The organism is Kribbella sp. NPDC003505, from assembly GCF_040610875.1.
Lineage (GTDB): Bacteria > Actinomycetota > Actinomycetes > Propionibacteriales > Kribbellaceae > Kribbella.
In genome coordinates, this window is record NZ_JBEXNA010000006.1 from 163,864 (window position 1) to 185,135 (window position 21,272).

Here is a 21,272-nt window from a genome sequence, read left to right on the forward strand (position 1 = left end):
CGGTTACCGGTGGGCACGTCGGGTGCTGGACGGCTGTCTCACGTGCCCCCACCTCCGCCCGGCCGCCGAGCGCCACATGCGTACGCCGACCTGAGCTGCCTGTGGCGGGCTGCGCGCCTACCCCGCCCTCACCGAGGCGTGTGAGGTCAGTAGACGATTGCTTGGGTGTTGTCGGTGAGGATTTCTTCGGTGAAGGCGGGGGCGCCGGCGATTCGGGTGCCGGGGTGTAGGTGGGCCTCGGTGAGGGAGCGGCGTTTGGCGCACTGGGTGCAGACCGTGAGTTGGCCGCCTTCCAGGACCGCGGCCAGGAGGTCGGTGAGGGGCGCCGCGTGGGGGAGTTCGAAGGTTTCGGCGCGGCCGGGGACGGCGAACCAGACGGCCTCGCCGGTCAGCCACAGGGAGACCGTGGCGCCGGACGCGACGGCGGTGGCGGCGACGGTGAAAGCCTGGTTGGCGCGTTCCGCTTCCTCGGCGCCTGCGGTCAGTTTGATCACCAGCGTGCGGGGCATCACGCCACGGTAGCCGAGAGCGGGGGTGCGGGATGTCACGGTGGAGCCGGGCGAGGACCGCCGTACTCATCCTCTAGACTGACCGACGTGCTGCATGTCGTCTTCACCACCTTGCTGGTCCTGGTCTGTGTGTTCATGGGCTGGTTCTCGGCGTTCGTCGTCTACCGGCTGTACCGCGGCCGCAGTGCGAACTGAGTGATCGCATGCCGTTCGAGATCCCGCAGAACCTGCACCCGGACCTGATGCCGCTGGCGTGGCTGCTCGGCCGCTGGGAGGGCCGCGGGCACGGTGACTACCCGACGATCGAGAAGTTCGAGTTCGGGCAGCAGATCGACTTCACCCACAACGGCAAGCCGTACCTGCACTATGTGAGCCAGACGTTCGTGGTCGGCGAGGACGGCACCAAGGAGCGTCCGCTCGCCGTCGAGACCGGGTTCTGGCGGCCGCAGCCGGACAACAAGGTCGAGGTCATCCTGGCGCACCCGACCGGTATCGCGGAGATCTGGTACGGCGACGTCGACGGCGCGAAGATCGAGCTGCAGACGGACGTGGTTGCCCGCACCACCTCCGCGAAGGAAGTCACCGCCGGCCACCGGTTGTACGGCTTGGTGAACGGCGAGCTCCTGTGGGCGTACGACATGGCCGCGGAAGGCCAGTCGCTCCAGCCCCACCTCTGGGCAACCCTCGTCCGCTCGTAGACCCGGCCAGGGCCATCGAACCGTGCCGGACTCGGTCCAGCAGGAGCCCAGGCGCCGGCCTGAGCTCCTACTCTCGGCCCGTCCTCAGACCTTCGGGTGGCTCGGGGTGATGCGTGTCGCGACCGAGGTCCAGTTGACGATGTCGCCGCTCTTGTACGGCATCGGGTCGCCGTCGCCATTGAGCGGTGCCGTCACCGTAGCGACCTCACGCAGACCGATGAACTGGCCTGTCTTCGAGTCGATGATCAGCTCCTTGCGGATACCCCACAGCTCCACCAGGCTGATCGCCCGGCCGGCCCTCCCGTCCAGATTGACCGTGTCCGGGAGGAGCTGGATGCCGTGGATGCCGCGCAGTGCCTTGTACAGCGTGGCCCGCTGCTCCGAGGTCGCGAACCCGGACACCAGGATGCTCCCGGCGCGCTCGAACGCCCGGTAGTCGCCCTGTGCCGGAGCATCGCCCAGTCCCGGCCAGGTGTGGTCGTTCTTCCGCAGTGCCGCGAGCAGGGCGGCCGGGTCCCGGGGCAGCCCGGCGACGAACTCGGTCGACGGGCTCAGCCAGCTGCCCTTGCAGCTGTTCGTCGTACCGTTCGGCTGCATGAGAATGCCGCCGCCGGTCATGACGGCGCAGGCGTTCGCGGTCTTGATCTTCTGCGGCTTGACGTTCAGCGGATCGATCTTGTGCCAGAGCTGCTCGGCAGCCGCGCTGGAGAACTCCTGCTTCGCGCCGAGCACCGAGATCGCGGTGAACGGCGGCGTCCGGGTGGACGGAACCCACCAGTCGGTGACCGAGAGGCGAGTGCCGTGGTACGCGTTGCGCGGACCGAAGTTCCATCCTTCCTGCGTCCGCTGGGTGACCTGCCGGTACTGGCCGGCCGGGATCGGGGCGTCCGGGGCACCGGTCGACCGGTCGGCGGCGGTCGCCAGGAACGTGCCGGCGTCGGCCACCGCGCCGGGCGCCACCGTCCCGTCGGTCTTGGTGACGACATCGTTGACGAGGAAGCCGACAGCCAGCGTTCCGGCGAGGGCGCCGGCGAGCACCATCCGGCGGCGTCCGGTGGAGCGGCGCTCGGCGGGCCGCGGGGTCAGTGCCCGCTGACGGGCGCGCGCGAGAGCCAGCGGGGTGGCCGGCGGTACGTCGTCGTTCAGGCGCTTGAGCGCATCGATCTCGGTCATGAACGGTTCTCCTGGAAGTCGGAGCCGAGCGCGGCGCGCAGGACTCGACGGGCACGGTGCAGGCGGGACGCAACCGTCCCGGCGGGGATCTTCAGGGCAGCGGCGATCTCGGGATAGCTGAGGTCTTCCCACGCGTAGAGCAGGAGGACGTCCCGGTCGGTCTGCCGGAGACCGGCCAGTACGCCGGCCAGGGCGCGGGAGGTCGTCTCCGCGTCGACTCGGTCGACGACCTCGGCCGAGAGCGTGTCCATGCCGGCTGGCGCTGCGCCCGGGGCGGAGCGCGAGTACGCCCGGTACTGACGGATCTCGTCGCGTCGTCGTCGGCGGATCAGATTGGTCGCGATGCCGTACAGCCACGGCAGCGCTCCGGACGACGACCCGTCGAAGCGGTCCCGGCTCTCGAAGGCGATCAGGAAGGTCTGACCGACGAGGTCGTCCGCCTCGCTGGTACCGAGTCGACGAGCGATGTACCGATGGATCGCGGGGGCATGCGTGTCGAACAACAGTGCGAAGTCGTCCGGGGTCCAGGTCGTGACCCCGGAGCCGGTGGTCGCCGACGCTGGTATCGGAGCTGATATCGGGGGTGGTGGGCCATGGATCTCAGGTATGTGTTCGCGACCGAGCGACGCTGTCCGCGGTTGGTTCATATCTGCTGTTGCCCGATCCCCCCGCCGCGCTTCTCGGAAGATCTGGCGCAGGCATTGTCGGACGATGCCCTAGCTCTCAGCCACCCAGCAGTACTCGACCTTCGGCCGTCCGCTGCGCCCGTCGTAGCGCTGGGTCCGCAGCGCCTGCCCCTGGTCGGCCAGGTGCTCGAGGTAGCGCCGCGCGGTGATGCGGGACGTGCCGAGTGACGTCGCGACTTCCTCGGCGGTCCACCCTTCACGGTTCGCGAGCAGCTGGACGACACGGTCGAGTACGCCGCCGGCCAGGCCCTTCGGCACCGACGAGACGGTTGCCGGGTGCAACAACCGGTCGACCTCGTCCTGATCCGCGACGACCTCGCCGAGCGCGGCGGCCCGCCGTTGCCTCGCGTACGCCGTCAACCGGTCCCGCAACGTCTCGAACGCGAAGGGTTTCAGCACGTACTGCACGACGCCGATCCGCGCCGCCGCCTGCACCGCCGCGACCTCGCGCGCCGACGTCACCGCGACCACGTCCGTTTGGTTGCCGAGGGCCCGCATCCGGCGGACGACGTCCAGTCCGTGCCCGTCCGGGAGGTGCATGTCGAGCAGGACGACGTCGACGTCGCCGCGCGCGAGCACCTGCAGCGCACGCCCCGCCGTACCGGCGATTCCGACGCAGGTGAACCCGGTCAGCCGTTCGACGTACGTGCGATGCGCCTCCGCGGCGACCGGGTCGTCCTCGACGACGAGGACCCGCAGGTCAGGCACTGGCGCTCACCGCCCGCGGCAACCGCACCCGCACGGTCAGCGCCGGTACGTCGTCCAGCTCGGAATCCGGATCCACCATGAGTGAACCTTGCCACCGCTCGACCGTGCTGCGCACCAGGACGAGCCCCAACCCGTGGCCCGGCTCGGCCTTCGTCGTCCAGCCGCGTTCGAACATGTGCGCCAGCTCCACCGATCCCAGCTCGGCGCCGGTGTTCGTCACGATCAGGTCGACGGCGTCCGCGGTGGTCGCCGCCCGGAACTCGACCTTCCGCGGGGCCGGACCGCCGCGCGCGGCCTCGATCGCGTTGTCCAGCAGGTTTCCGACGACGGTCACGACGTCCTGCGCCGGCAGCCGGGTGTTCAGCGCCTCCTGCCCGAGATCGAGGGTCAGCACGACGCCGCGCTCCTGGGCCTGCGCCAGCTTCGCGAGCAGCAGCGACGCGAGGACCGGGTCACCGACCGTGCCGACGACGCGGTCCGTCATCGCCTGGGCGAACTGCAGCTCCGACACCGCGAACTCCCGGGCCCGCTCCGGCTTGCCGATCTCGATCAGGCTGACGACCGTGTGCAGCCGGTTCGACGCCTCGTGGTTCTGTGCCTGCAATGACTCCGCCAGGCTGCGTACGGCGTCCAGCTCCCCGAGCAGCCGCTGCAGCTGGGTGTGGTCCCGCAGCGTCACGATCCGCCCGCGCCCGGACGGCTGCTGGTTCACGACCACGACGCCCCGCGCGCCCAGGTGCAGTTCGTCGTACGCCGTCCGCCCGGTCGCGAGCAGCTCGGCCAGCGGAGCGCCGAGGTGAAGCTCCTCCAATGGCGTACCGGGATCGACGGCGCGCAGCCCGAGCAGCGTCAGCGCCTCGTCGTTCGCGAGCTGGACCCGGCCGTGGAGATCCAGCAGGATCAGCCCTTCGCGCGCGGCGTGCAGCACGCCCTCGTAGAAGTCGAGCATCCGCGCCAGCGACTGCGTACCCACGCCGCGGGTGGCCCGCCGGACCCGCCAGGTGACGAGCGCGTTGCCGGCGATCGCCACCCCGAGCATCAAACTGGCGATACCGAGCATCGAACGGAGGTCGAGTCGGACCAGCTCCCACCAGCCCGGGACGGGGATCCCGCTCGCGGCGTGGTCCCGCAACGCCTGGGCGCGGGAGCGGCTGACCATCACGATCCAGACCATCGCGATCAGTACGGTGACCGTGACGGTCTGCAGCCAGAGGACCTGGCGGCGCAACTCCCACGGCCGTCGTTTCACAGCGAACAGTCTGCACCGACTTCGCCCGGCGAGAGATGCGGCGAACTATATGAACGAAATGCACGGTTCTCCTGTGCGTCACGTCACAGTTACTCGAACACCCCTCCGCCAGGCCGATACAGGGAGTCCCGACCATGTCGAGCCCGACCGAACCCCGCCCGACTCCGGTGCGCAACGACCGGACCCATTTCCTCTACATCGCCGTCATCGTCGCCGTCGCGCTCGGCATCGGTGTCGGCCTGCTGTTCCCGGACTTCGCGGTCGAACTGAAACCGCTAGGCACCGGATTCGTCAACCTGATCAAGATGATGATCAGTCCGATCATCTTCTGCACGCTGGTGCTCGGCATCGGCTCGGTCCGCAAAGCGGCCAGCGTCGGCAAGGTCGGCGGTCTCGCACTCGTCTACTTCCTGGTGATGTCGACGGTCGCGCTCGCCATCGGCCTGGTGGTCGGCAACCTGATCCACCCTGGGTCTGGGCTGAACTTGACCGAGAAGCTCCGCGAGAGTGGCCAGAAGCAGGCCGCCGGTGCGCACGCGACCACCACCGACTTCCTGCTGGGCATCATCCCGAAGACGATCGTCTCCTCGCTGACCTCGGGTGAGGTTCTGCAGACGGTGCTGGTCGCGCTGCTCGTGGGCTTCGCCCTCCAGACGATGGGCGCGAAGGGCCAGCCGATCCTGGACGGCATCGCGCATCTTCAGCGGCTGGTGTTCAAGGTCCTGTCGATGATCATGTGGACCGCGCCGATCGGCGCGTTCGGTGCGATCGCGGCCGTCGTCGGCGCCACCGGGACCGACGCACTGGTCAGCCTGGGCAAGATCATGCTGGCCTTCTACATCACCTGTCTGCTGTTCGTGGTCGTCGTCCTCGGCACCATCCTGCGGGTGGTCACCGGGATCTCGATCTTCCAGTTGCTGCGGTATCTCGGCCGCGAGTTCTTGCTGATCGTGTCCACGTCGTCGTCGGAGACCGCCCTGCCCCGGCTGATCGGGAAGATGGAACACCTCGGCGTCGACAAGTCCGTGGTCGGCATCACCGTCCCGACCGGTTACTCGTTCAACCTCGACGGTACGGCGATCTACCTGACGATGGCGTCGCTGTTCATCGCGGAGGCGATGGACACCCCGTTCTCGCTCGGTCAGCAGGTTTCGCTGCTGCTGTTCATGATCGTCGCGTCGAAGGGCGCCGCCGGGGTCACCGGCGCGGGCCTGGCGACGCTGGCCGGCGGTCTGCAGTCGCACCGGCCGGAACTGGTCGACGGCGTCGGCCTGATCGTCGGTATCGACCGGTTCATGTCCGAGGCCCGGGCGCTGACGAACTTCGCCGGCAACGCGGTCGCGACCGTGCTGGTCGGCCACTGGGTCGGCGAGTTCGACAAGGAACAGGCCCGCCAGGTGTTCGCCGGCGAGGACCCGTTCGACGAGGTCGCCTTCGCCGCCGGCGACACCCACGCCGGGGACGTCCCGCTCACCGCCCCCGTCGGCGACGCGCCGGCCAGTCACTAGCCACCTTCCCACCCCTCCAAGCGCTGCCCGCCGGGCCACAGACCGGCGGGCAGCGCTGTCAGCAGCTCGACAGTACGTATGCGTCCACTACCGCCCTGCCGGCCTGCGCCCCCGCCTGGCGTGCCGCGCAGTGGGCCTATACGTACTGTCGAGCTGCAGGCCTACTTGCCGTTCAGCAGCTCGACGACCGGGGCCAGGTCCTCGAGGTAGGTCGCGTTGACGCTGATGTACGACGTGCCGAACTCGTCCCGGCGGCGCTGCAGTTCGTCGGACATCTCCTGCGGCGTACCGCGCAGCATCATCAGCGAGTCGCTCGCCTCCAGCACCTCGGGCTCGACGCCGGCCGCGCGCTTGGTCCACGGCGGCAGCTCGCGGGTCCCGGCGGCGAACAGGTTCATCGCCAGCTCGATGTCGTCCGCCCGCGAACCGGCCAGCTCCCGCAGGTCCCGGACCAGCTGAGCGACCTCCGCGCGCGGCGTCATCGCGTCCTTCGCCAGCGAGACGATGTCAGCGCGCGAAGCAGCCAGCGCGAGCGCTCGCGGTCCACCGGCTGCGAGCATGATCGGCGTACGGCGGTCGCCGTCGAGCTGCTGCAGGTGGTCGAGCGTCTGGCGCACCTGATCGCGGCGCTCCTTGGCCGAGCCCCACGGCAGGCCGAGCTCGGCCGTCTGCTGCTCGGCGACCGGCCGCCCGGTGCCGATGCCGAACTCGAACCGGCCGTCGGTGAGCACAGTCAACGTGTGCGCCTCCCACGCGGCGGCCCGCGGCGTACGCAACGGAGCGGCGGCGACGAACGTGCCGACCCGGATGTCCGCGACCGCGGCGGCCGTCGCCAGCGACGGGAACGGCGACGGCAACTGCAGCCCGTCGGGCATCAGCACGGTCGAGTACCCGAGATCCGCCGCCTGCCGAACCGTCTTGATCCACTCCGAACCGGTCGTCGGACTGCCGACCACACCGAACCGGAACTGCTTGTCGTTCATCACCCTGCTCCCTTCGCCTGTCGTACTCCCTGTCGTACTCACAGCGTCTCCGGGCAGGGGGTCTGTCCACATCCCACGACGGGAGGCGTTCGCCGTACGCCGCTCGACGTACTCTGGTGACATGTCACGCAAGCGCAGCCCCCTGCTGGACCGGCCCGGCGCGGTCGAGGCCGACGGACTCGACGCCGGTGTCGCGGCGCACTACGGCTCGGACCTGCGCGAGCAGCGGGCCCTGGTCGCCGGCGAGGCGTTCGTCGACCTGTCGCACCGCGACGTGGTCACGATCACCGGCCCGGACCGGCTCACCTGGCTGCACGCGCTGACCACGCAGTACTTCGAAGGTCTCAAGCCGGGGACGTCGACGACGGCACTGCTGCTGTCGCCGACGGGACACGTGGAGCACGTCATGTACGGCGTGGACGACGGCGAGACGTTCTGGTTGCACACGGAGCCGGGCGCGGCCGCCGCGCTGGTGGAGTGGCTGCAGGAGATGGTGTTCATGTCGCGCGTCGAGATCACCGACGTGACGGACGACTACGCGATCATCTGGACGTCGGGCCCTGCTCGAGGTGACCACCTGACCCGCAGCGGCGAGGACTCGCTCGGTGGTCACGAGGTGTTCCTGCCGCGGGCCGAGCTGGCCGGTCTTGAGGGCCCGGCGGCCGGGGTGTGGGCCTACGAGGCGTTGCGGATCGAGGCGGGCCGGCCGCGCTTCGGGCTGGACACCGACGAGCGCGCGATCCCGAACGAGCTCGGTTGGCTCGGTGTCGGAGTACACCTCAACAAGGGCTGCTACCGCGGCCAGGAGACGGTCGCCCGGGTGCACAACCTCGGCCGTCCGCCGCGCCGCCTCGTGCTGCTGCACCTGGACGGTTCGGTCGACCACCTCCCGGCGCATGGGTATGCCGTCAAGGCCGGCGACAAGCAGGTCGGTTTCATCGGCTCCGCCGCCCGTCACCACGAGCTCGGCCCGATCGCCCTCGCGCTGGTCAAGCGCAACGTGGACCCCGAGGCCGTGCTGGAGATCGTCGCCGAGGACCAGCCCACGGTGACCGCCACCCAGGAGCTCCTGGTCGACCCCGAGGTCGGCCTGCACGTCCGCTCGCGTTTGTGAGGGGAATCATTCGCAACACAGCGTTTTGCACCTGTACAGTTCAGCCGTGACCGAACCTGTGCTCCTGGCCGACGTCGTCCGCAGCGACTTCGTCGAAGGCCACCACCGCGGCTCCGTCGTGGTGACCAACCCCGACGGCACCGTCGACTGGGCCGTCGGCGTCGTGGACCAGCCGATGTTCCCGCGCTCGTCCAACAAGCCGATGCAGGCCCTCGGCATGCTCCGCCGCGGTCTGCCGCTGACCGACGAGCTGCTCGCGCTCGCGGGCGCGTCGCACTCCGGTGAGCAGTTCCACCTGGACGGTGTCCGGAAGATCCTCGCGGAGGCCGGGCTCGAGGAGTCGGCACTGCGGACGCCGGCCGCGTACCCGCTGGACGACGACGCCCGGGACGCCTGGGTGCGTGGCGGTCACGGCAAGGAGCGGATCGTGATGAACTGCTCCGGCAAGCACGCGGCGATGCTGCTGACCAGCAAGCTCAACGGCTGGTCGCTCGACGACTACCGCTCGCCGGATCACCCGCTGCAGAAGGAGATCCGGACCGCGATCGAGGACACCGCGGGCGAGCAGGTCTCGTACGTCGCGGTCGACGGCTGCGGTGCGCCGATCTTCGCGCTGACGCTGGCCGGTCTGGCGCGGTCCTTCGGGCGGTTCGCCGGCGCGGCCGCGGGCACCCTCGAAGGCCGGATCGCCGACGCGTTCCGGGCGTACCCGGAGTACGCCAGCGGGAGTACGCGTGACGAGGCCGAGCTGATGCGGGCCGTCAACGGCCTGTTCTGCAAGGCAGGTGCGGAGGGTGTGTACGCCGTCGGCCTCGCGGACGGCACCGGGATCGCGCTGAAGCTCGAGGACGGTACGCCGCGCGCCCGCAAGGTCGTGATGGCGGCGACCCTCCAGCGGCTCGGCATCACCAACGAGACGATCGAGAACCACCTGCACTTCGACCTCACCGGCGGCGACGCCGTGGTCGGAGCAGTCCGGCCGCACGCCCCGACCTTCGCCTGACCCGCCGGGGTCACTTGGCGCGCAGGCGGTCGACCGGGGGTGACGTGATCGGCAGCGGTACGGCCGGAGTGGGCAGGTCGTACCCGGCGTACAGGCGGCGGCGGATGTCCTCGAGCGGGAAGGTCTCGCGGTAGATCGCGAGCTTGACGGTGACGCCCTCCAAAGTTGCTCTGAGCAACATCTCCTCGATCGCCGGTTCGGCGGCGCCGCGGGCCGCGAAGACGTCGCGGATGGCGTCCTCGACCAGCGACAGCCGTTCGGACTTGGCCTGCTCGACGCGGGCGAAGACGTCGTGGGTGCTGGGCTGCATCATCAGCGTGATCGCCAGCCGCTGGATCGGCAGCGTGGTCGCGGCCGCCATCAGCGCGCCGTCGATGATGCCGGCCAGACGTTCATCAGGAGTTCCCTGGATGGACAACAGGCCGGCGATGCCGTCCAGCCAGCGGTCCAGGAGCTCGGCGGCCAGCTGTTCCTTGGTGGCGAAGTAGTACGACACCAGGCCGCGGGAGACGCCCGCGGCGGCGGTGACGTCGGAGATCGAGGCGGCCTCGTAGCCCTTCGCGGCGAACGTCTCGAGCGCGGCGGTCAGGATCCGCTCGCGGGACCGCTCCCGCATCTCCTGGTTCACGACGGCCGATCGCGGCACTGATTCCTCTCACGGTCGGAGCCTGAAGCGCCGGGCAACCCCCTCACCCTCGTGCCCGGCGCCTCGGGCTGACCCCCCCGTTGTTGCGGCCCCTCCCCAGGCGCCATTAATAGACTGGACGTCCAGTCAACAAGAGTCAATGGCCTTCCCGTTTTCTGGACACGAACGGTGACAGGTAAGATGTGAGCGCTGCGCCCTGTGTCGAGTGGCACGTGAAACCAGCCGTAGCCACCGCCTAACACCCATCGATGACTTGGAGCGCTCCTTCATGCCTGTCCGTAACGACCTGCGCAACGTCGCGATCGTGGCCCACGTCGACCACGGGAAGACCACCCTCGTCGACGCGATGCTGTGGCAGTCCGGCGCCTTCGGAGCCCACCAGCACGTGGACGAGCGGGCGATGGACTCCGGCGACCTGGAGCGTGAGAAGGGCATCACGATCCTCGCCAAGAACACCGCCGTCCGGCACAAGATGGCCAACGGCGAGCAGGTGACGATCAACATCATCGACACCCCCGGCCACGCCGACTTCGGCGGCGAGGTCGAGCGCGGCCTGTCGATGGTGGACGCCATCGTGCTGCTCGTGGACGCGTCCGAGGGCCCGCTGCCGCAGACCCGCTTCGTGCTCCGCAAGGCACTGGCCCGCAAGATGCCGGTGATCCTGGTGGTGAACAAGGTGGACCGCACCGACGCCCGGATCTCCGAGGTCGTCGACGAGACCTACGAGCTGTTCCTCGACCTGCTCGACCACGACGCCGACCAGAGCGCCCTCGACTTCCCGGTCGTGTACGCGTCGGCGCGCGCCGGCCGGGCGTCGATGACCCAGCCGGAGGACGGCGGCCTGCCGGACTCCGAGGACCTCGAGCCGCTGTTCGAGACGATCCTCGCCAACGTGCCCGCCCCGGAGTACGTCGAGGACGCGCCGCTGCAGGCCCACGTGACCAACCTGGACGCTTCGCCGTTCCTCGGCCGGCTCGCGCTGGTGCGGGTGCACGAGGGCACGCTGAAGAAGGGCGCGCAGGTCGCCTGGTGCAAGCACGACGGCACGATCGAGCGGGTGAAGATCACCGAGCTGCTCGTCACCGAGGCCCTCGAGCGGGTGCCCGGCGACTCCGCCGGGCCGGGTGACATCGTCGCGATCGCGGGTATCCCGGAGATCATGATCGGCGACACCCTCGCCGACGCGGAGAACCCGAAGCCGCTGCCGCTGATCACCGTCGACGAGCCGGCCATCTCGATGACGATCGGCACCAACACGTCCCCGCTGGCCGGCCGCCAGAAGGGCACCAAGGTCACCGCCCGCCTGGTCAAGGACCGCCTCGACAAGGAGCTGGTCGGCAACGTGTCGATCCGGGTGCTCCCGACCGAGCGGCCGGACGCCTGGGAGGTGCAGGGCCGTGGTGAGCTGGCGCTGGCCATCCTGGTCGAGCAGATGCGCCGCGAGGGGTACGAGCTGACCGTCGGCAAGCCGCAGGTGGTCACCCGTGAGATCGACGGCAAGCGGCACGAGCCGGTCGAGCGGCTGACGATCGACTGCCCCGAGGAGTACCTGGGCACGGTCACGCAGCTGCTCGCGGTCCGCAAGGGCCGGATGGAGCAGATGACCAACCACGGCACCGGCTGGGTCCGGATGGAGTTCCTGGTGCCGGCCCGCGGCCTGATCGGCTTCCGGACCGAGTTCCTCACCGACACCCGCGGTACCGGTATCGCACACCACGTGTTCGAGGGGTACGAGCCGTGGTTCGGCGAGCTGCGGACCCGGCCGAGCGGTTCGCTGGTCGCGGACCGGGCCGGCGCCGCGACGTCGTACGCGATGATCAACCTGCAGGAGCGCGGCACGCTGTTCGTCGAGCCGACCACCGAGGTGTACGAGGGAATGATCGTCGGCGAGAACTCGCGCTCCGACGACATGGACGTGAACATCACCAAGGAAAAGAAGATGACCAACGTCCGGTCCTCCACCGCCGACGAGTTCGAGAAGCTCGTCCCGGCGCGCAAGCTGTCGCTCGAGCAGTCGCTGGAGTTCTGCCGCGAGGACGAGTGCGTCGAGGTCACGCCGGACGCGATCCGGATGCGCAAGGTCGCCCTCACCCAGATCGAGCGCGCGAAGCTCGGTCGCAAGACGAAGAGCTGAGAGATGCTGGATCGTGCTGTGATCGACGGGCTGTTCCCGACCGACCTTCCGGAGCCGCAGCACTGGGAGGACCGTTATCCCCTCCGGCAGTTGCCGGAGGGCGCGAAGGTCACCCGGCTCGGCCCGTCGCCGACCGGGTTCATCCACATCGGCGGTGTGTACGTCGGGATGATCGACCGGGACATCTCGTCGAACACCGGCGGGGTGTATCTGGTCCGCGTCGAGGACACCGACCAGTCCCGCGAGGTCGAGGGTGCGCTCGAGCAGTTCGCGCGCGCCTTCGAGTACTTCGGCATCAGCTCCGACGAGGACCACGACCACGGTTCGTACGGGCCGTACCTGCAGTCGCAGCGCGAGCAGATCTACCTGACCTACGTGCGGCACCTGCTCCGCCAGGGCAAGGCGTACCTGTGCTTCGCCACCAAGGACGAGCTGGCCGACATCACCGCCCGCCAGCAGGCCTCGAAGGTCCCGACCGGGTACTACGGCAAGTGGGCGATCTGGCGCGACGCCGACCCGTCCGACGTCGCGGCCAAGCTCGCCGAGGGTGCGCCGTACGTCGTGCGCTTCCGGGCACCTGAAGGCGAGACGCGGACCAGCTTCGTGGACGCGATCCGCGGCCGGCTCGAGCACGAGGCGAACCGCAACGACGCGGTGATCCTGAAGGCCTCGGACCAGTCTCCGCGGCTGCCGACCTACCACTTCGCGCATGCCGTCGACGACCACCTGATGCGGGTGAACCTGGTGATCCGCGGCGACGAGTGGATCTCCTCGGTGCCGCTGCACCAGCAGCTGTTCGCGGCGCTCGAGTTCGACCCGATCACGTATGCGCACATCGCGCCGCTGATGAAGCAGATCCCGGGCGGCAAGCGGAAGCTGTCGAAGCGCAAGGACCCCGAGGCCGGTGTGGACTTCTACATCGGCGCGGGCTACCCGGCCGACGCGGTGCTGTACTACCTGCGCGGCCTGGCGAACGGCCGGCTCGCGGAGCTGCCGCTGGCCGAGGCGCTGTCGACGCCGATCGACCTGAGCCAGTGCGGTGTCGCCGGTCCGCTCGTCGACCTGGTGAAGCTGGAGGACATCAGCGCCGACCACATCGCGACGCTGAGCGGGCCGCAGATCCTCGACGCCGTCCGTGCCTGGGCCGTGGAGTACGACGCCGGCCTCGTTCCCGTGCTCGACACCGAGAAGGAGTTGGCGCTGCGGGCGCTGGCGGTCGAGCGGGACGGAGTCGACAACCCGCGCAAGGACCTGCGCAAGTGGTCGGACTTCCGCCCGGCGTACGGCTTCTTCTTCCCCGAGCTGTTCGTCCCGGTCGACGGGCCGTCCGACGAGCGGCTGGCTCCGCTCGGGGTGGCCGCGGACGTGGTCACCGCGTTCGCCACGGACCTGGTGGAGAACTACGAGCACCTGGACGATCCGCAGGAGTGGTTCGACCAGATCCGTACCCTCGCCGGCAAGCACCGGTTCGCGCCGAACGCCAAGGAATACAAGAAGGATCCGGACGCGTACGTCGGCTCGATCCGGGAGGCCTCGCAGCTCGTCCGGGTCGCGATCACCGGCGCCACCCGCAGCCCCGACCTGCACGCGACCGCGCAGGCGCTCGGCGCCCCTGAGGTCCTGCGCCGGTTGCGCGCGCTGGCGTCGTAGAACACGAACTGGAAACGGTCACCTACGGAGCGCGCGCAGCGCTCCGTAGGTGTGATACACCATTTCTCGGTCCGTGGCGGGGAAGAAAGTTTTGATTCGTTACCAACCAGACGTGAAGTAGCGACGTCTGTCTTGTGGAAGCACTCTTTGGGGGAAGGACAAGGGAAACATGGGCATTCTGCGTAAGCTCGGCGCTACCCTGACGGCTGCCGCGTTCGTGGGCGTCGGTGCACTGTCGGCGTCCACCACGGCTGAGGCCGCGCCTCAGGTCGCGACGTCGGCGCAGAAATCGACGACGGCTCCGGCTCCGGTCGGTCTGCCGCCGAAGGCCGCCGCGGCGACGAAGGCGACCTCGAACAGCAAGCTCATCGCGAAGTACCGCATCGACCGCCGCTGCATCACCAAGGGGCGGGTGCTGTGCATCAACAAGAAGACCCGCAAGCTGGTCTACATGGTGAACGGCAAGCCGGTGCAGGTGCTGGACGTGCGGTTCGGCTCCAGCCGGACCCCGACGCGGAACGGCGTGTTCCGCGTCTACCGCAAGTCGAAGAACCACGTCTCGTCGCTGTACCACACCAAGATGCCGTACGCGATGTTCTTCAGCGGCGGCCAGGCGGTGCACTACTCGTCGGACTTCAAGGCCCGCGGCTACAACGGCGCCTCGCACGGCTGTGCGAACGTCCGTGACAAGAAGAAGATCGCCTGGATCTTCGCCCGGGTGAAGGTCGGCGACCGGGTGGTCGTCTACAGCAAGTGATCTGAGCGCCGGCGGCCGGGGAGTCTCACTCCCCGGCCGCTGTTGCGTTTCTGAAGGCTTTGTAGAGCCGCGGCTCCACCAGACAGAAGGTTGCCTTGACCACCCCGGTCGGCGTACGGCGCAGCGTCTGTACGGCGATGTCGGCCGCGGACTGCGCCGGCCAGCCGTAGATCCCGGCCGAGACCGCCGGCAGTGCCATCGTCTGCACCCCGAGCTCGTCCGCGATCCGCAACGCGTTGCGGTAGCAGGACTCGAGCAGCGCGGGATCCCGTTGGCCGGCGGTGTAGTTCGGCCCGACGACGTGGATCACGTACGACGCCGGCAGCGCGCCGGCCGTGGTCCAGACCGCCGTACCGGTCGGCGTGCCGTTCGGGTACCGCTCGATGAGCTCGTCGAGGATCTCGCGGCCGCCGGCCCGGTGGATCGCGCCGTCGACGCCACCGCCGCCGCGCAGGGCGTGGTGAGCGGCGTTCACGATCGCGTCCGCGGGCACCGTGGTGATGTCGGCGGTGCTCAGCACGATCTCCACAGGCGGCTCCATCCTTCAGACGGTGGGGATCCAGTCGAGGAGCGCGGCGGAGATCTCCGTCGCCGAGTCCTCGGGCAGGAAGTGCAGTCCGGCGACCGTCACCTCCCGTTGGTTCGGCCAACGGCGGCACTGCTCGCGCAGCGGTCCGTTCAGCAGGGCCCCCGGATCGGCGTTCACGAACAGCTTCGGTACCCGCGACGTGGCCATCCACTCGGCGTTCGCCGCGACGACGTCGTGGACGTCGCCCGGGACGCCGTCGATCGGAATCTCCCGGGACCAGGTCAGCATCGGACGCCGGCTCTCCCCGGGCTCGACGTACGGCGCTCGGTACTGCGCGAGCTCGTCGGCGGTCAGCTCGCGCAGCGTGCCGCTCGGCAACACTGCCTCGACGAAGACGTTGTCCGTCAGCACGAGCTGCTCACCCTCCGGGCTCCGGAGTCTGCGGAACAGCTCCGGAGCGGGAGCGTTCGGGCTGTCCCAGGTGACCGGTGCGACGAGCGTCTCGAGGTAGGCGATGCCGCGAACGGCGTCCGGGTGACGCCGGGCCCAATCGACCGCGAGCACGCCGCCCCAGTCGTGGCCGACCAGGATCACGTCGTCCGTCAGCCCGAGTGCCTCGAAGAACGCGTCGACGTAGCGCCGATGGTCGACGAACCGGTATCGCAGGCTCGGGTCCGCGTCCGACGGGCCCGATCCGCCCATCCCCACCAGGTCCGGCGCGATACAGCGGGCGATCGCGGAGACCGGCCCGAGGACGTCCCGCCACAGGTACGACGACGTCGGATTGCCGTGCAGGAACACCGCCGGACGCCCGCTGCCGGCCGAGCGGTAGGCGATCGGCGTGCCGAGGTTCACAGTGTCGACAACGGTCTCCATGCGGTCATCCTCCAGGTACGCTGGGCCAACCGAAATGGCTGTGAGGACGTCCTACAAGTGTAGGAATGGGCTACCGAGAGGGTGTCCGATGCGCGGGCAGATCATTCGCAAGGTGCTGAGCGGGCTGGTCGTCGCGGGCACGATTGCTGCACTTATGAGTTCCGGAACCAGCGCGACCGCGGCTCCGCAGGACCTGAAGACGGTGCCGTTCGAGGTCAGCGGCGAGCTGCCGATCTACCCGAAGGCGCTGTGGAAGAACGGCTCCTCCGGCGTGAACGTGCGCAAGGTCGAGGCGCGGCTGGTGCAGCTCAAGGTGCTCGAGAAGCGCTACCTGGACAACGAATTCGGCACCATGACCCGCTCCGCGGTGAAGAAGTTCCAGAAGGCGCACGGGATCCCGGCGCTCGGGTACATCGACCAGAACACGTGGGACCAGCTCGTCAAGCTCACCCACGAGCCGACGCAGACCGAGCTGTACCCGCCGGTGCCGGTGGTGAACGGCAAGAAGCTCGACGCGCGCTGCGCGACCGGGGTGGCGCTGTGTATCGACAAGACCAGCCGCAAGCTGCGGTACGTCGTGGACGGCGTGGTCAAGATGCAGCTGGACGTCCGGTTCGGCGCCGTGAAGACCGCGACCCGCGAAGGCAGCTTCACGGTCGGCTGGAAGAGCCGCAACCACGTCTCGAAGCTGTACGACTCCGCGATGCCGTATGCGATGTTCTTCAGTGGCGGCCAGGCCGTGCACTACTCGTCAGACTTCGCCGCCCGCGGCTACAACGGCGCGTCGCACGGCTGCGTCAACGTCCGCGACCTCGCCAAGATCAAGGTCCTCTTCGACGAGGTCCACGTCGGCGACAAGGTCATCGTCTACCGCTCGTAGGTCAGAGCGGACGGGGGCCCCGGCGGCGGCGAAGTGCGCCCCAGCCGCCGCGTCCTCGGCCGGTGGCGGCGCGGAGGGCAGGGCGGGCGTCGACGAGGTAGACAGCCGAGGCGACGATGCCGATCAGGCCGAAGAAGCTCAGCCAGCCCTGGAAGACCTGGCTGAGGGTGAACACGGACAGGATCAGCACCCAGCCGGGCTTGGTGAGTTTGTCGGCGGCGATGAAGACCGCCCGGGGCCGGAAGACGGCGTCGGCGAGCGCGACCAGCTTGATCGCAAGCAGCACCCACCAGATGACCGACAGCGGATCGTCGAACCCGGGGATCAGGCTCTGGAAGGTGATCATGCTACGAGCCTAACCGACAGACCGGGCGGCCCACCGCTGCTCAGCCGCAGCTGTGGACCGCCCGGTCCCAGGATTCACCGCGCAGTGGGCGAATCGTCACTGTCCGTGGTGAGGCGAGACTTTCAGTCGCCGACCTTCTCGGCCGCGGACCGGGCGGCCTTGGTGGCGGCCTTCGCGGTCTTGCGGGCGCTGGTCGCGGTCGCCTTCACGGTCCGGGTCGCGGACTGGGCGGTCTTCCGGGTGGTGGTCCGGGTGGCCTTGGCCTTGCTCGCGGTGGTCTTGGCGGAGGTGACCAGGTCCTCGGTCGCCTTCTGGTGGCGGATCCGCTCGACCAGGTCCTTGCCGCGGCCGGCCAGGTCCTCGTAGGTCTCCTCGGCCTGACCGAGGACGACGGTGAAGCCGGCCTGCGCGGTCTTCGGCAGCTCGCGCAGCTTGGCCGGGGCGGTGCGGGCGTCGGCGACGATCGCCTCGAACCGCTTGGTCAGCTCGCCCTGCGCCTTGGTCAGCTCCTTGGTGAGCTCGGCCTGCAGGGTCTTCTGGTCCAGCTTGGCGAACCGGGCGGTCACGTCCTCGCCGACGGCGCGGACCTTCTCGACCGCGAGGTCGCCGGCACCGGCGATCGCGTAGAACGGGGTAACAGGCGTACGGGTAGCCATCAGGCTTCTCCTCGGGATATCAGCAGGTACGGGGTCATTCGGCAGGGGTGTTCTCGCGGACGAACGACGTGTAGACGTCCAGCAGCACACGCTTCTGCCGTTCGTTCAACGCCGGGTCGAGCAGGACGGCGTCGACCACACCGGAGGACTGCTTGCCCTCCTGGCTCTCGTCCGGATCGAGGATGCCGGCCCGCACGTACAGGGTCTCCGCGGAGATCCGCAGCGCCTTCGCGAGCTGCTGCAGCACGTCGGCCGACGGTTTCCGCAGGCCGCGCTCGATCTGGCTGAGGTACGGGTTCGACACTCCGGCCAGGTCGGACAACTGCCGCAGCGACAACTGCGCCTGCCGCCGCTGCTCGGCGAGGTACTCCCCGAGGGAGCCCACCGCCCCAGCTGCCCGATCACTCAACTTGGCCATGTCCCCAGTGTGCTAGCAGGGTGCTTGCAATTGCAAGCGCCCTGCCCGTGAGGCGGCTCACGTGAACCGTTTACTGCTTCTTACTGCTCCCGGAAGACCTTGTGCTGGGCGGCCTGGGCGCGGGGGCGGACGGTGATGCGGTCGATGTTCACGTGCGCGGGGCGGGTGGCGATCCAGGCGACGATGTCGGCGACGTCCTCGGACGTGAGCGGCTCGCGGACGCCGGCGTACACCGCGTCGGCCTTCGACTGGTCGCCGCCGAAGCGGGTCAGGGCGAAGCCCTCGCTGCGGACCATGCCGGGCGCGATCTCGCTGACCCGGACCGGCTGGTCGTACAGCTCGAGGCGGAGCGTGTCGACGACGGCCTTCGCGCCGTGTTTGGCGGCGACGTACCCGCCGCCGCCCTCGTAGGCGACCTGGCCGGCCGTCGAGCCCATCACGATGATCGTGCCGCGCCCGGCGATCAGTGCCGGAAGCAACGACTTGGTGATGGCCGCGACCGCGATCACGTTCACCTCGTACATCCGCCGCCAGGCGTCCAGGTCGGCCTCGGCCACCGGCTCCAGCCCGAACGCGCCGCCGGCGTTGTTCACCAGCACCTGCAGCTCGTCACCGACGGCCGCGGTCAGTGCGGCGACGTCGTCGGCCGACGTCACGTCGCACCGCACCGCACGGCCGTCGATCTCCTTGGCCAGCGCCTCGATCCGGTCCAGCCGCCGCGCGGCGCAGATCACCTCGAAACCCTCGCGGGCGAGGTAGCGCGCCGACGCGGCCCCGATCCCACTGCTAGCACCGGTCACCACGGCCAGAGGACGCTCGGAAGTCATGGCCCGAGTCTCTCAAACCCTCTGGCCGCGGAAGCCGGGTGTCTCAGGACCGGCCGGCTCCGGCAGGTTGCCGCGACGCCGCGTGCGCGGGTACGGCGGGACGCCGGCGGGCGGACACGATGACACCGGCGAGTGCCACGGAACTGGCGGCCAGGAATCCGCCCAGCATGGCCAGCGTCTGCCCGTCCGGGTGGATGAGCGCCTGCCCCCGGAAGGCCTGGACGGTCACGGTGAGCATCACGCCGGTGTAGGCGAAGGCCGCGACACCGATGAGCCGGTTGCGGACCCGCTCCGGCCGCAGCCACTCGACGCGGGCGGCGAGCAGGCTCAGCGCCAGGACCGCGAGCAGCAGGAAGTGGATCGCGTGCAGTCCGACGAAGTGCGGGATCCGCAGGTCGCCGCCGACCGTGCTCCAGTGCGTCAGCGGCATCCCCGGGCCGCCAGCCTCGACGCCGATGCCGTGGCTGCCGGCCAACGTGACCTCGTGGCCGTACGCGTCCGTGACCTGCTCGCGCTGGCTGTGCGACCCGACCAGGTAGAACGCGATCGCCATCCCCGCGACCGCGAGGCCGATGCCGACCCGGATCGCCCGGTTCAGCGGCGCGTCGCCGATCCGCTGGAACAGCAGCATGATCGCGACCACCAGGCTCGCCCCGAACAGTCCCATCACGCCGGACATGAACACCTGCTGCCCGACCTGGTTGAAGGTGTCGGTGTTCGCGTTGAAGTGGCTGAAGGTACCGCGCGCGGCCTGGACGGCGATGAACCCGACGTCGACGATCCCGGTGACCGCGAACACCGTCCCGGTCCACCAGCCGAAGCGTTTCGCCTTGCGCAGCTTGGAAAGCAGCCACGCGAGCGTGCCGCCGTACAGCACGAACGACAGGCCGAACTTGAACGGCTTCAGCCACACGGACTCGTTGAGGATCTCGCGGCCGTCGACCAGCAGACCGATCCCGGACACCGCGACGAGACCGGACATGACGAGCACCATCAGCACCAACGGACGATGCCAGGACCTGACTTCTCGGAGGACTGTACGCATGTCCTCAATGCTTTCGGCGCGGCGCCCGGGAAGCAGTGGTGCGAGTCCGCCAGTGGGGGTGGACGTAGCCCCACCAAAGGTCACGCCTGGCGGGTCGGCAGCGCGATGATCTGGCGCAGGTTCAGCTCCCGGCGCCGGCTCACCGCGAACGTCACCACGTCGGCGATGTCGTCGGCGTGCAGCGGCCCGATCTGCTCGTTCATCGACGCGATCAGGCGCTGGCCCGGGGCGTCGAGGTGCGTCGCCAGCTCGGTGTCCGTCAGCCCGGGCTCGATGTTCGTCACGCGGACGTCGTACGGCGCGAGATCCGCGCGCAGCGACGCGGACAAATGGGTCAGCGCCGCCTTCGTCGCGCCGTACACGGCGTACCCCGGGAAGACCACGTGCGCCCCGATCGACGAGATGTTCACCAGGTCCGCGGTCCGGCCCGCGCCGGCCGCCGCGATCAGGTCCGGCGTGAACGCCCGCACCAGGCGCAGCACGCCGGTCAGGTTGGTGTCGATCATCCGGGTCCAGTCGTCGAGCCGTCCGTCGGCGACCGGCGCGGCGAGCATCACGCCGGCCGCGTTCACCACGAGGTCGACGGTCTCCAGCCGGTCGTGGATCCGCGCCGAACCGGCGTCCACGGACTCCTGCGACGTGACGTCCAGCCCGACGCCGAACGTCCGCGGTCCGAGCTTGCCGGCCAGATCGTCGAGGCGGTCCTGCCGCCGCGCCACGAGCGCGACCGACGCGCCGGCGTCGGCCAGTTGGGTGGCGATCGCGGCGCCGATTCCGCTGGCGGCACCGGTGACTACAGCGTTGCGAATGCTCAAGTTGGTCATGGCACCGATCCTGGAGCGGCCGCCGCGGCTTACCCAGGTGTCTGCTGAGCCTG

At 69.4% G+C, this 21,272-nt stretch carries 23 protein-coding genes; 8 read left to right on the top strand and 15 right to left on the bottom strand.

Annotation, left to right across the window (positions count from 1 at the left end):
- Window positions 1–146: 146 nt before the first annotated feature.
- Window positions 147–509 carry a DsrE family protein gene (locus ABZX12_RS22020; protein WP_355695751.1) on the bottom strand — a complete coding sequence of 121 codons (363 nt, stop codon included), beginning with the start codon at window positions 507–509 and terminating at the stop codon, window positions 147–149.
- A gap of 203 nt (window positions 510–712) precedes the next feature.
- Between ABZX12_RS22020 and ABZX12_RS22025 the strand changes: the two genes are divergently transcribed.
- Complete coding sequence (locus tag ABZX12_RS22025) at window positions 713–1,207, top strand: FABP family protein (RefSeq protein ID WP_355695753.1); 495 nt, start codon at window positions 713–715, stop codon at window positions 1,205–1,207.
- An 84-nt stretch (window positions 1,208–1,291) separates the two neighbouring features.
- Here ABZX12_RS22025 and ABZX12_RS22030 read toward each other — a convergent pair whose 3' ends face one another.
- The 4 genes from ABZX12_RS22030 to ABZX12_RS22045 all read right to left on the bottom strand — a co-directional run bounded on the left by ABZX12_RS22030 (window position 1,292) and on the right by ABZX12_RS22045 (window position 5,023).
- Entirely contained in the window at window positions 1,292–2,380 is a 1,089-nt protein-coding gene (locus ABZX12_RS22030; RefSeq protein WP_355695755.1) for a CU044_5270 family protein, read from the bottom strand.
- On the bottom strand, window positions 2,377–2,883 hold the full coding sequence (locus ABZX12_RS22035; RefSeq protein ID WP_355695757.1) for a sigma-70 family RNA polymerase sigma factor: 507 nt from the start codon (window positions 2,881–2,883) through the stop codon (window positions 2,377–2,379). The genes ABZX12_RS22030 and ABZX12_RS22035 overlap by 4 nt, the downstream gene beginning before the upstream one ends.
- Window positions 2,884–3,096: 213 nt before the next feature.
- Window positions 3,097–3,774 carry a response regulator gene (locus tag ABZX12_RS22040; RefSeq protein WP_355695759.1) on the bottom strand — a complete coding sequence of 226 codons (678 nt, stop codon included), beginning with the start codon at window positions 3,772–3,774 and terminating at the stop codon, window positions 3,097–3,099.
- Window positions 3,767–5,023 (bottom strand): ATP-binding protein, encoded by a 1,257-nt coding sequence (locus tag ABZX12_RS22045; RefSeq protein ID WP_355695760.1) that lies wholly within the window; start codon window positions 5,021–5,023, stop codon window positions 3,767–3,769. The genes ABZX12_RS22040 and ABZX12_RS22045 overlap by 8 nt, the downstream gene beginning before the upstream one ends.
- Before the next feature lie 134 nt (window positions 5,024–5,157).
- Between ABZX12_RS22045 and ABZX12_RS22050 the strand changes: the two genes are divergently transcribed.
- Window positions 5,158–6,531: a cation:dicarboxylase symporter family transporter gene (locus ABZX12_RS22050; protein WP_355695762.1), complete on the top strand. Its 1,374-nt coding sequence runs from the start codon at window positions 5,158–5,160 to the stop codon at window positions 6,529–6,531.
- Between the two features lie 161 nt (window positions 6,532–6,692).
- Here ABZX12_RS22050 and ABZX12_RS22055 read toward each other — a convergent pair whose 3' ends face one another.
- Window positions 6,693–7,514, bottom strand: a complete 822-nt coding sequence (locus ABZX12_RS22055) for an LLM class flavin-dependent oxidoreductase (protein ID WP_355695764.1) — start codon at window positions 7,512–7,514, stop codon at window positions 6,693–6,695.
- A gap of 121 nt (window positions 7,515–7,635) precedes the next feature.
- Here ABZX12_RS22055 and ABZX12_RS22060 point away from each other — a divergent pair, with 121 nt between their 5' ends.
- A complete protein-coding gene (locus ABZX12_RS22060; protein WP_355695766.1) occupies window positions 7,636–8,628 on the top strand; it encodes a glycine cleavage T C-terminal barrel domain-containing protein in 993 nt (330 codons plus the stop codon).
- A 46-nt stretch (window positions 8,629–8,674) separates the two neighbouring features.
- Window positions 8,675–9,631 (top strand): asparaginase, encoded by a 957-nt coding sequence (locus ABZX12_RS22065; RefSeq protein WP_355695768.1) that lies wholly within the window; start codon window positions 8,675–8,677, stop codon window positions 9,629–9,631.
- A gap of 10 nt (window positions 9,632–9,641) precedes the next feature.
- Here the strand turns inward: ABZX12_RS22065 and ABZX12_RS22070 are convergent, their stop codons facing one another.
- Complete coding sequence (locus ABZX12_RS22070) at window positions 9,642–10,277, bottom strand: helix-turn-helix domain-containing protein (RefSeq protein WP_355695769.1); 636 nt, start codon at window positions 10,275–10,277, stop codon at window positions 9,642–9,644.
- A 268-nt stretch (window positions 10,278–10,545) separates the two neighbouring features.
- Between ABZX12_RS22070 and typA the strand changes: the two genes are divergently transcribed.
- From typA to ABZX12_RS22085, 3 genes are all read left to right on the top strand, one after another.
- Window positions 10,546–12,411 carry a translational GTPase TypA gene (gene typA, locus ABZX12_RS22075; RefSeq protein ID WP_355695771.1) on the top strand — a complete coding sequence of 622 codons (1,866 nt, stop codon included), beginning with the start codon at window positions 10,546–10,548 and terminating at the stop codon, window positions 12,409–12,411.
- A 3-nt stretch (window positions 12,412–12,414) separates the two neighbouring features.
- Window positions 12,415–14,061, top strand: coding sequence for a glutamate--tRNA ligase family protein (locus ABZX12_RS22080; protein WP_355695773.1), 1,647 nt, complete (start codon window positions 12,415–12,417; stop codon window positions 14,059–14,061).
- A gap of 169 nt (window positions 14,062–14,230) precedes the next feature.
- Complete coding sequence (locus tag ABZX12_RS22085; protein ID WP_355695775.1) at window positions 14,231–14,818, top strand: L,D-transpeptidase; 588 nt, start codon at window positions 14,231–14,233, stop codon at window positions 14,816–14,818.
- A gap of 25 nt (window positions 14,819–14,843) precedes the next feature.
- Here ABZX12_RS22085 and ABZX12_RS22090 read toward each other — a convergent pair whose 3' ends face one another.
- Together ABZX12_RS22090 and ABZX12_RS22095 are read right to left on the bottom strand one after the other, a co-directional pair.
- Complete coding sequence (locus tag ABZX12_RS22090) at window positions 14,844–15,359, bottom strand: macro domain-containing protein (protein WP_355695776.1); 516 nt, start codon at window positions 15,357–15,359, stop codon at window positions 14,844–14,846.
- Window positions 15,360–15,362: 3 nt separating this feature from the next.
- Entirely contained in the window at window positions 15,363–16,223 is an 861-nt protein-coding gene (locus ABZX12_RS22095; RefSeq protein ID WP_355695778.1) for a haloalkane dehalogenase, read from the bottom strand.
- Window positions 16,224–16,311: 88 nt separating this feature from the next.
- On the opposite strand from ABZX12_RS22095, the gene ABZX12_RS22100 reads away from it, so the two are divergent.
- Complete coding sequence (locus ABZX12_RS22100; protein WP_355695780.1) at window positions 16,312–17,103, top strand: L,D-transpeptidase family protein; 792 nt, start codon at window positions 16,312–16,314, stop codon at window positions 17,101–17,103.
- Between the two features lies 1 nt (window position 17,104).
- On the opposite strand, the gene ABZX12_RS22105 is transcribed toward ABZX12_RS22100, so the two are convergent.
- The 6 genes from ABZX12_RS22105 to ABZX12_RS22130 all read right to left on the bottom strand — a co-directional run bounded on the left by ABZX12_RS22105 (window position 17,105) and on the right by ABZX12_RS22130 (window position 21,219).
- Complete coding sequence (locus ABZX12_RS22105) at window positions 17,105–17,449, bottom strand: DUF2516 family protein (RefSeq protein WP_355695782.1); 345 nt, start codon at window positions 17,447–17,449, stop codon at window positions 17,105–17,107.
- Between the two features lie 122 nt (window positions 17,450–17,571).
- A complete protein-coding gene (locus ABZX12_RS22110) occupies window positions 17,572–18,105 on the bottom strand; it encodes a hypothetical protein (protein WP_355695784.1) in 534 nt (177 codons plus the stop codon).
- Between the two features lie 34 nt (window positions 18,106–18,139).
- The gene (locus ABZX12_RS22115) at window positions 18,140–18,523 is read right to left on the bottom strand and encodes a helix-turn-helix transcriptional regulator (protein ID WP_355695785.1); all 384 of its coding nucleotides are present in this window, start codon (window positions 18,521–18,523) and stop codon (window positions 18,140–18,142) included.
- Window positions 18,524–18,603: 80 nt separating this feature from the next.
- Window positions 18,604–19,350, bottom strand: a complete 747-nt coding sequence (locus ABZX12_RS22120; protein ID WP_355695787.1) for an SDR family NAD(P)-dependent oxidoreductase — start codon at window positions 19,348–19,350, stop codon at window positions 18,604–18,606.
- A 43-nt stretch (window positions 19,351–19,393) separates the two neighbouring features.
- Window positions 19,394–20,395: a hypothetical protein gene (locus ABZX12_RS22125; RefSeq protein WP_355695789.1), complete on the bottom strand. Its 1,002-nt coding sequence runs from the start codon at window positions 20,393–20,395 to the stop codon at window positions 19,394–19,396.
- An 80-nt stretch (window positions 20,396–20,475) separates the two neighbouring features.
- Window positions 20,476–21,219, bottom strand: a complete 744-nt coding sequence (locus ABZX12_RS22130) for an SDR family oxidoreductase (protein ID WP_355695790.1) — start codon at window positions 21,217–21,219, stop codon at window positions 20,476–20,478.
- Window positions 21,220–21,272 lie beyond the last annotated feature (53 nt).

Coding starts and splice junctions, on each gene's coding strand:
- ABZX12_RS22020 (WP_355695751.1), bottom strand. CDS start 509: ATGCCCCGCACGCTGGTGATCAAACTGACCGCAGGCGCCGAGGAAGCG.
- ABZX12_RS22025 (WP_355695753.1), top strand. CDS start 713: ATGCCGTTCGAGATCCCGCAGAACCTGCACCCGGACCTGATGCCGCTG.
- ABZX12_RS22030 (WP_355695755.1), bottom strand. CDS start 2,380: ATGACCGAGATCGATGCGCTCAAGCGCCTGAACGACGACGTACCGCCG.
- ABZX12_RS22050 (WP_355695762.1), top strand. CDS start 5,158: ATGTCGAGCCCGACCGAACCCCGCCCGACTCCGGTGCGCAACGACCGG.
- ABZX12_RS22055 (WP_355695764.1), bottom strand. CDS start 7,514: ATGAACGACAAGCAGTTCCGGTTCGGTGTGGTCGGCAGTCCGACGACC.
- ABZX12_RS22060 (WP_355695766.1), top strand. CDS start 7,636: ATGTCACGCAAGCGCAGCCCCCTGCTGGACCGGCCCGGCGCGGTCGAG.
- typA (WP_355695771.1), top strand. CDS start 10,546: ATGCCTGTCCGTAACGACCTGCGCAACGTCGCGATCGTGGCCCACGTC.
- ABZX12_RS22080 (WP_355695773.1), top strand. CDS start 12,415: ATGCTGGATCGTGCTGTGATCGACGGGCTGTTCCCGACCGACCTTCCG.
- ABZX12_RS22085 (WP_355695775.1), top strand. CDS start 14,231: ATGGGCATTCTGCGTAAGCTCGGCGCTACCCTGACGGCTGCCGCGTTC.
- ABZX12_RS22090 (WP_355695776.1), bottom strand. CDS start 15,359: ATGGAGCCGCCTGTGGAGATCGTGCTGAGCACCGCCGACATCACCACG.
- ABZX12_RS22095 (WP_355695778.1), bottom strand. CDS start 16,223: ATGGAGACCGTTGTCGACACTGTGAACCTCGGCACGCCGATCGCCTAC.
- ABZX12_RS22100 (WP_355695780.1), top strand. CDS start 16,312: ATGCGCGGGCAGATCATTCGCAAGGTGCTGAGCGGGCTGGTCGTCGCG.
- ABZX12_RS22105 (WP_355695782.1), bottom strand. CDS start 17,449: ATGATCACCTTCCAGAGCCTGATCCCCGGGTTCGACGATCCGCTGTCG.
- ABZX12_RS22110 (WP_355695784.1), bottom strand. CDS start 18,105: ATGGCTACCCGTACGCCTGTTACCCCGTTCTACGCGATCGCCGGTGCC.
- ABZX12_RS22115 (WP_355695785.1), bottom strand. CDS start 18,523: ATGGCCAAGTTGAGTGATCGGGCAGCTGGGGCGGTGGGCTCCCTCGGG.
- ABZX12_RS22120 (WP_355695787.1), bottom strand. CDS start 19,350: ATGACTTCCGAGCGTCCTCTGGCCGTGGTGACCGGTGCTAGCAGTGGG.
- ABZX12_RS22125 (WP_355695789.1), bottom strand. CDS start 20,395: ATGCGTACAGTCCTCCGAGAAGTCAGGTCCTGGCATCGTCCGTTGGTG.
- ABZX12_RS22130 (WP_355695790.1), bottom strand. CDS start 21,219: ATGACCAACTTGAGCATTCGCAACGCTGTAGTCACCGGTGCCGCCAGC.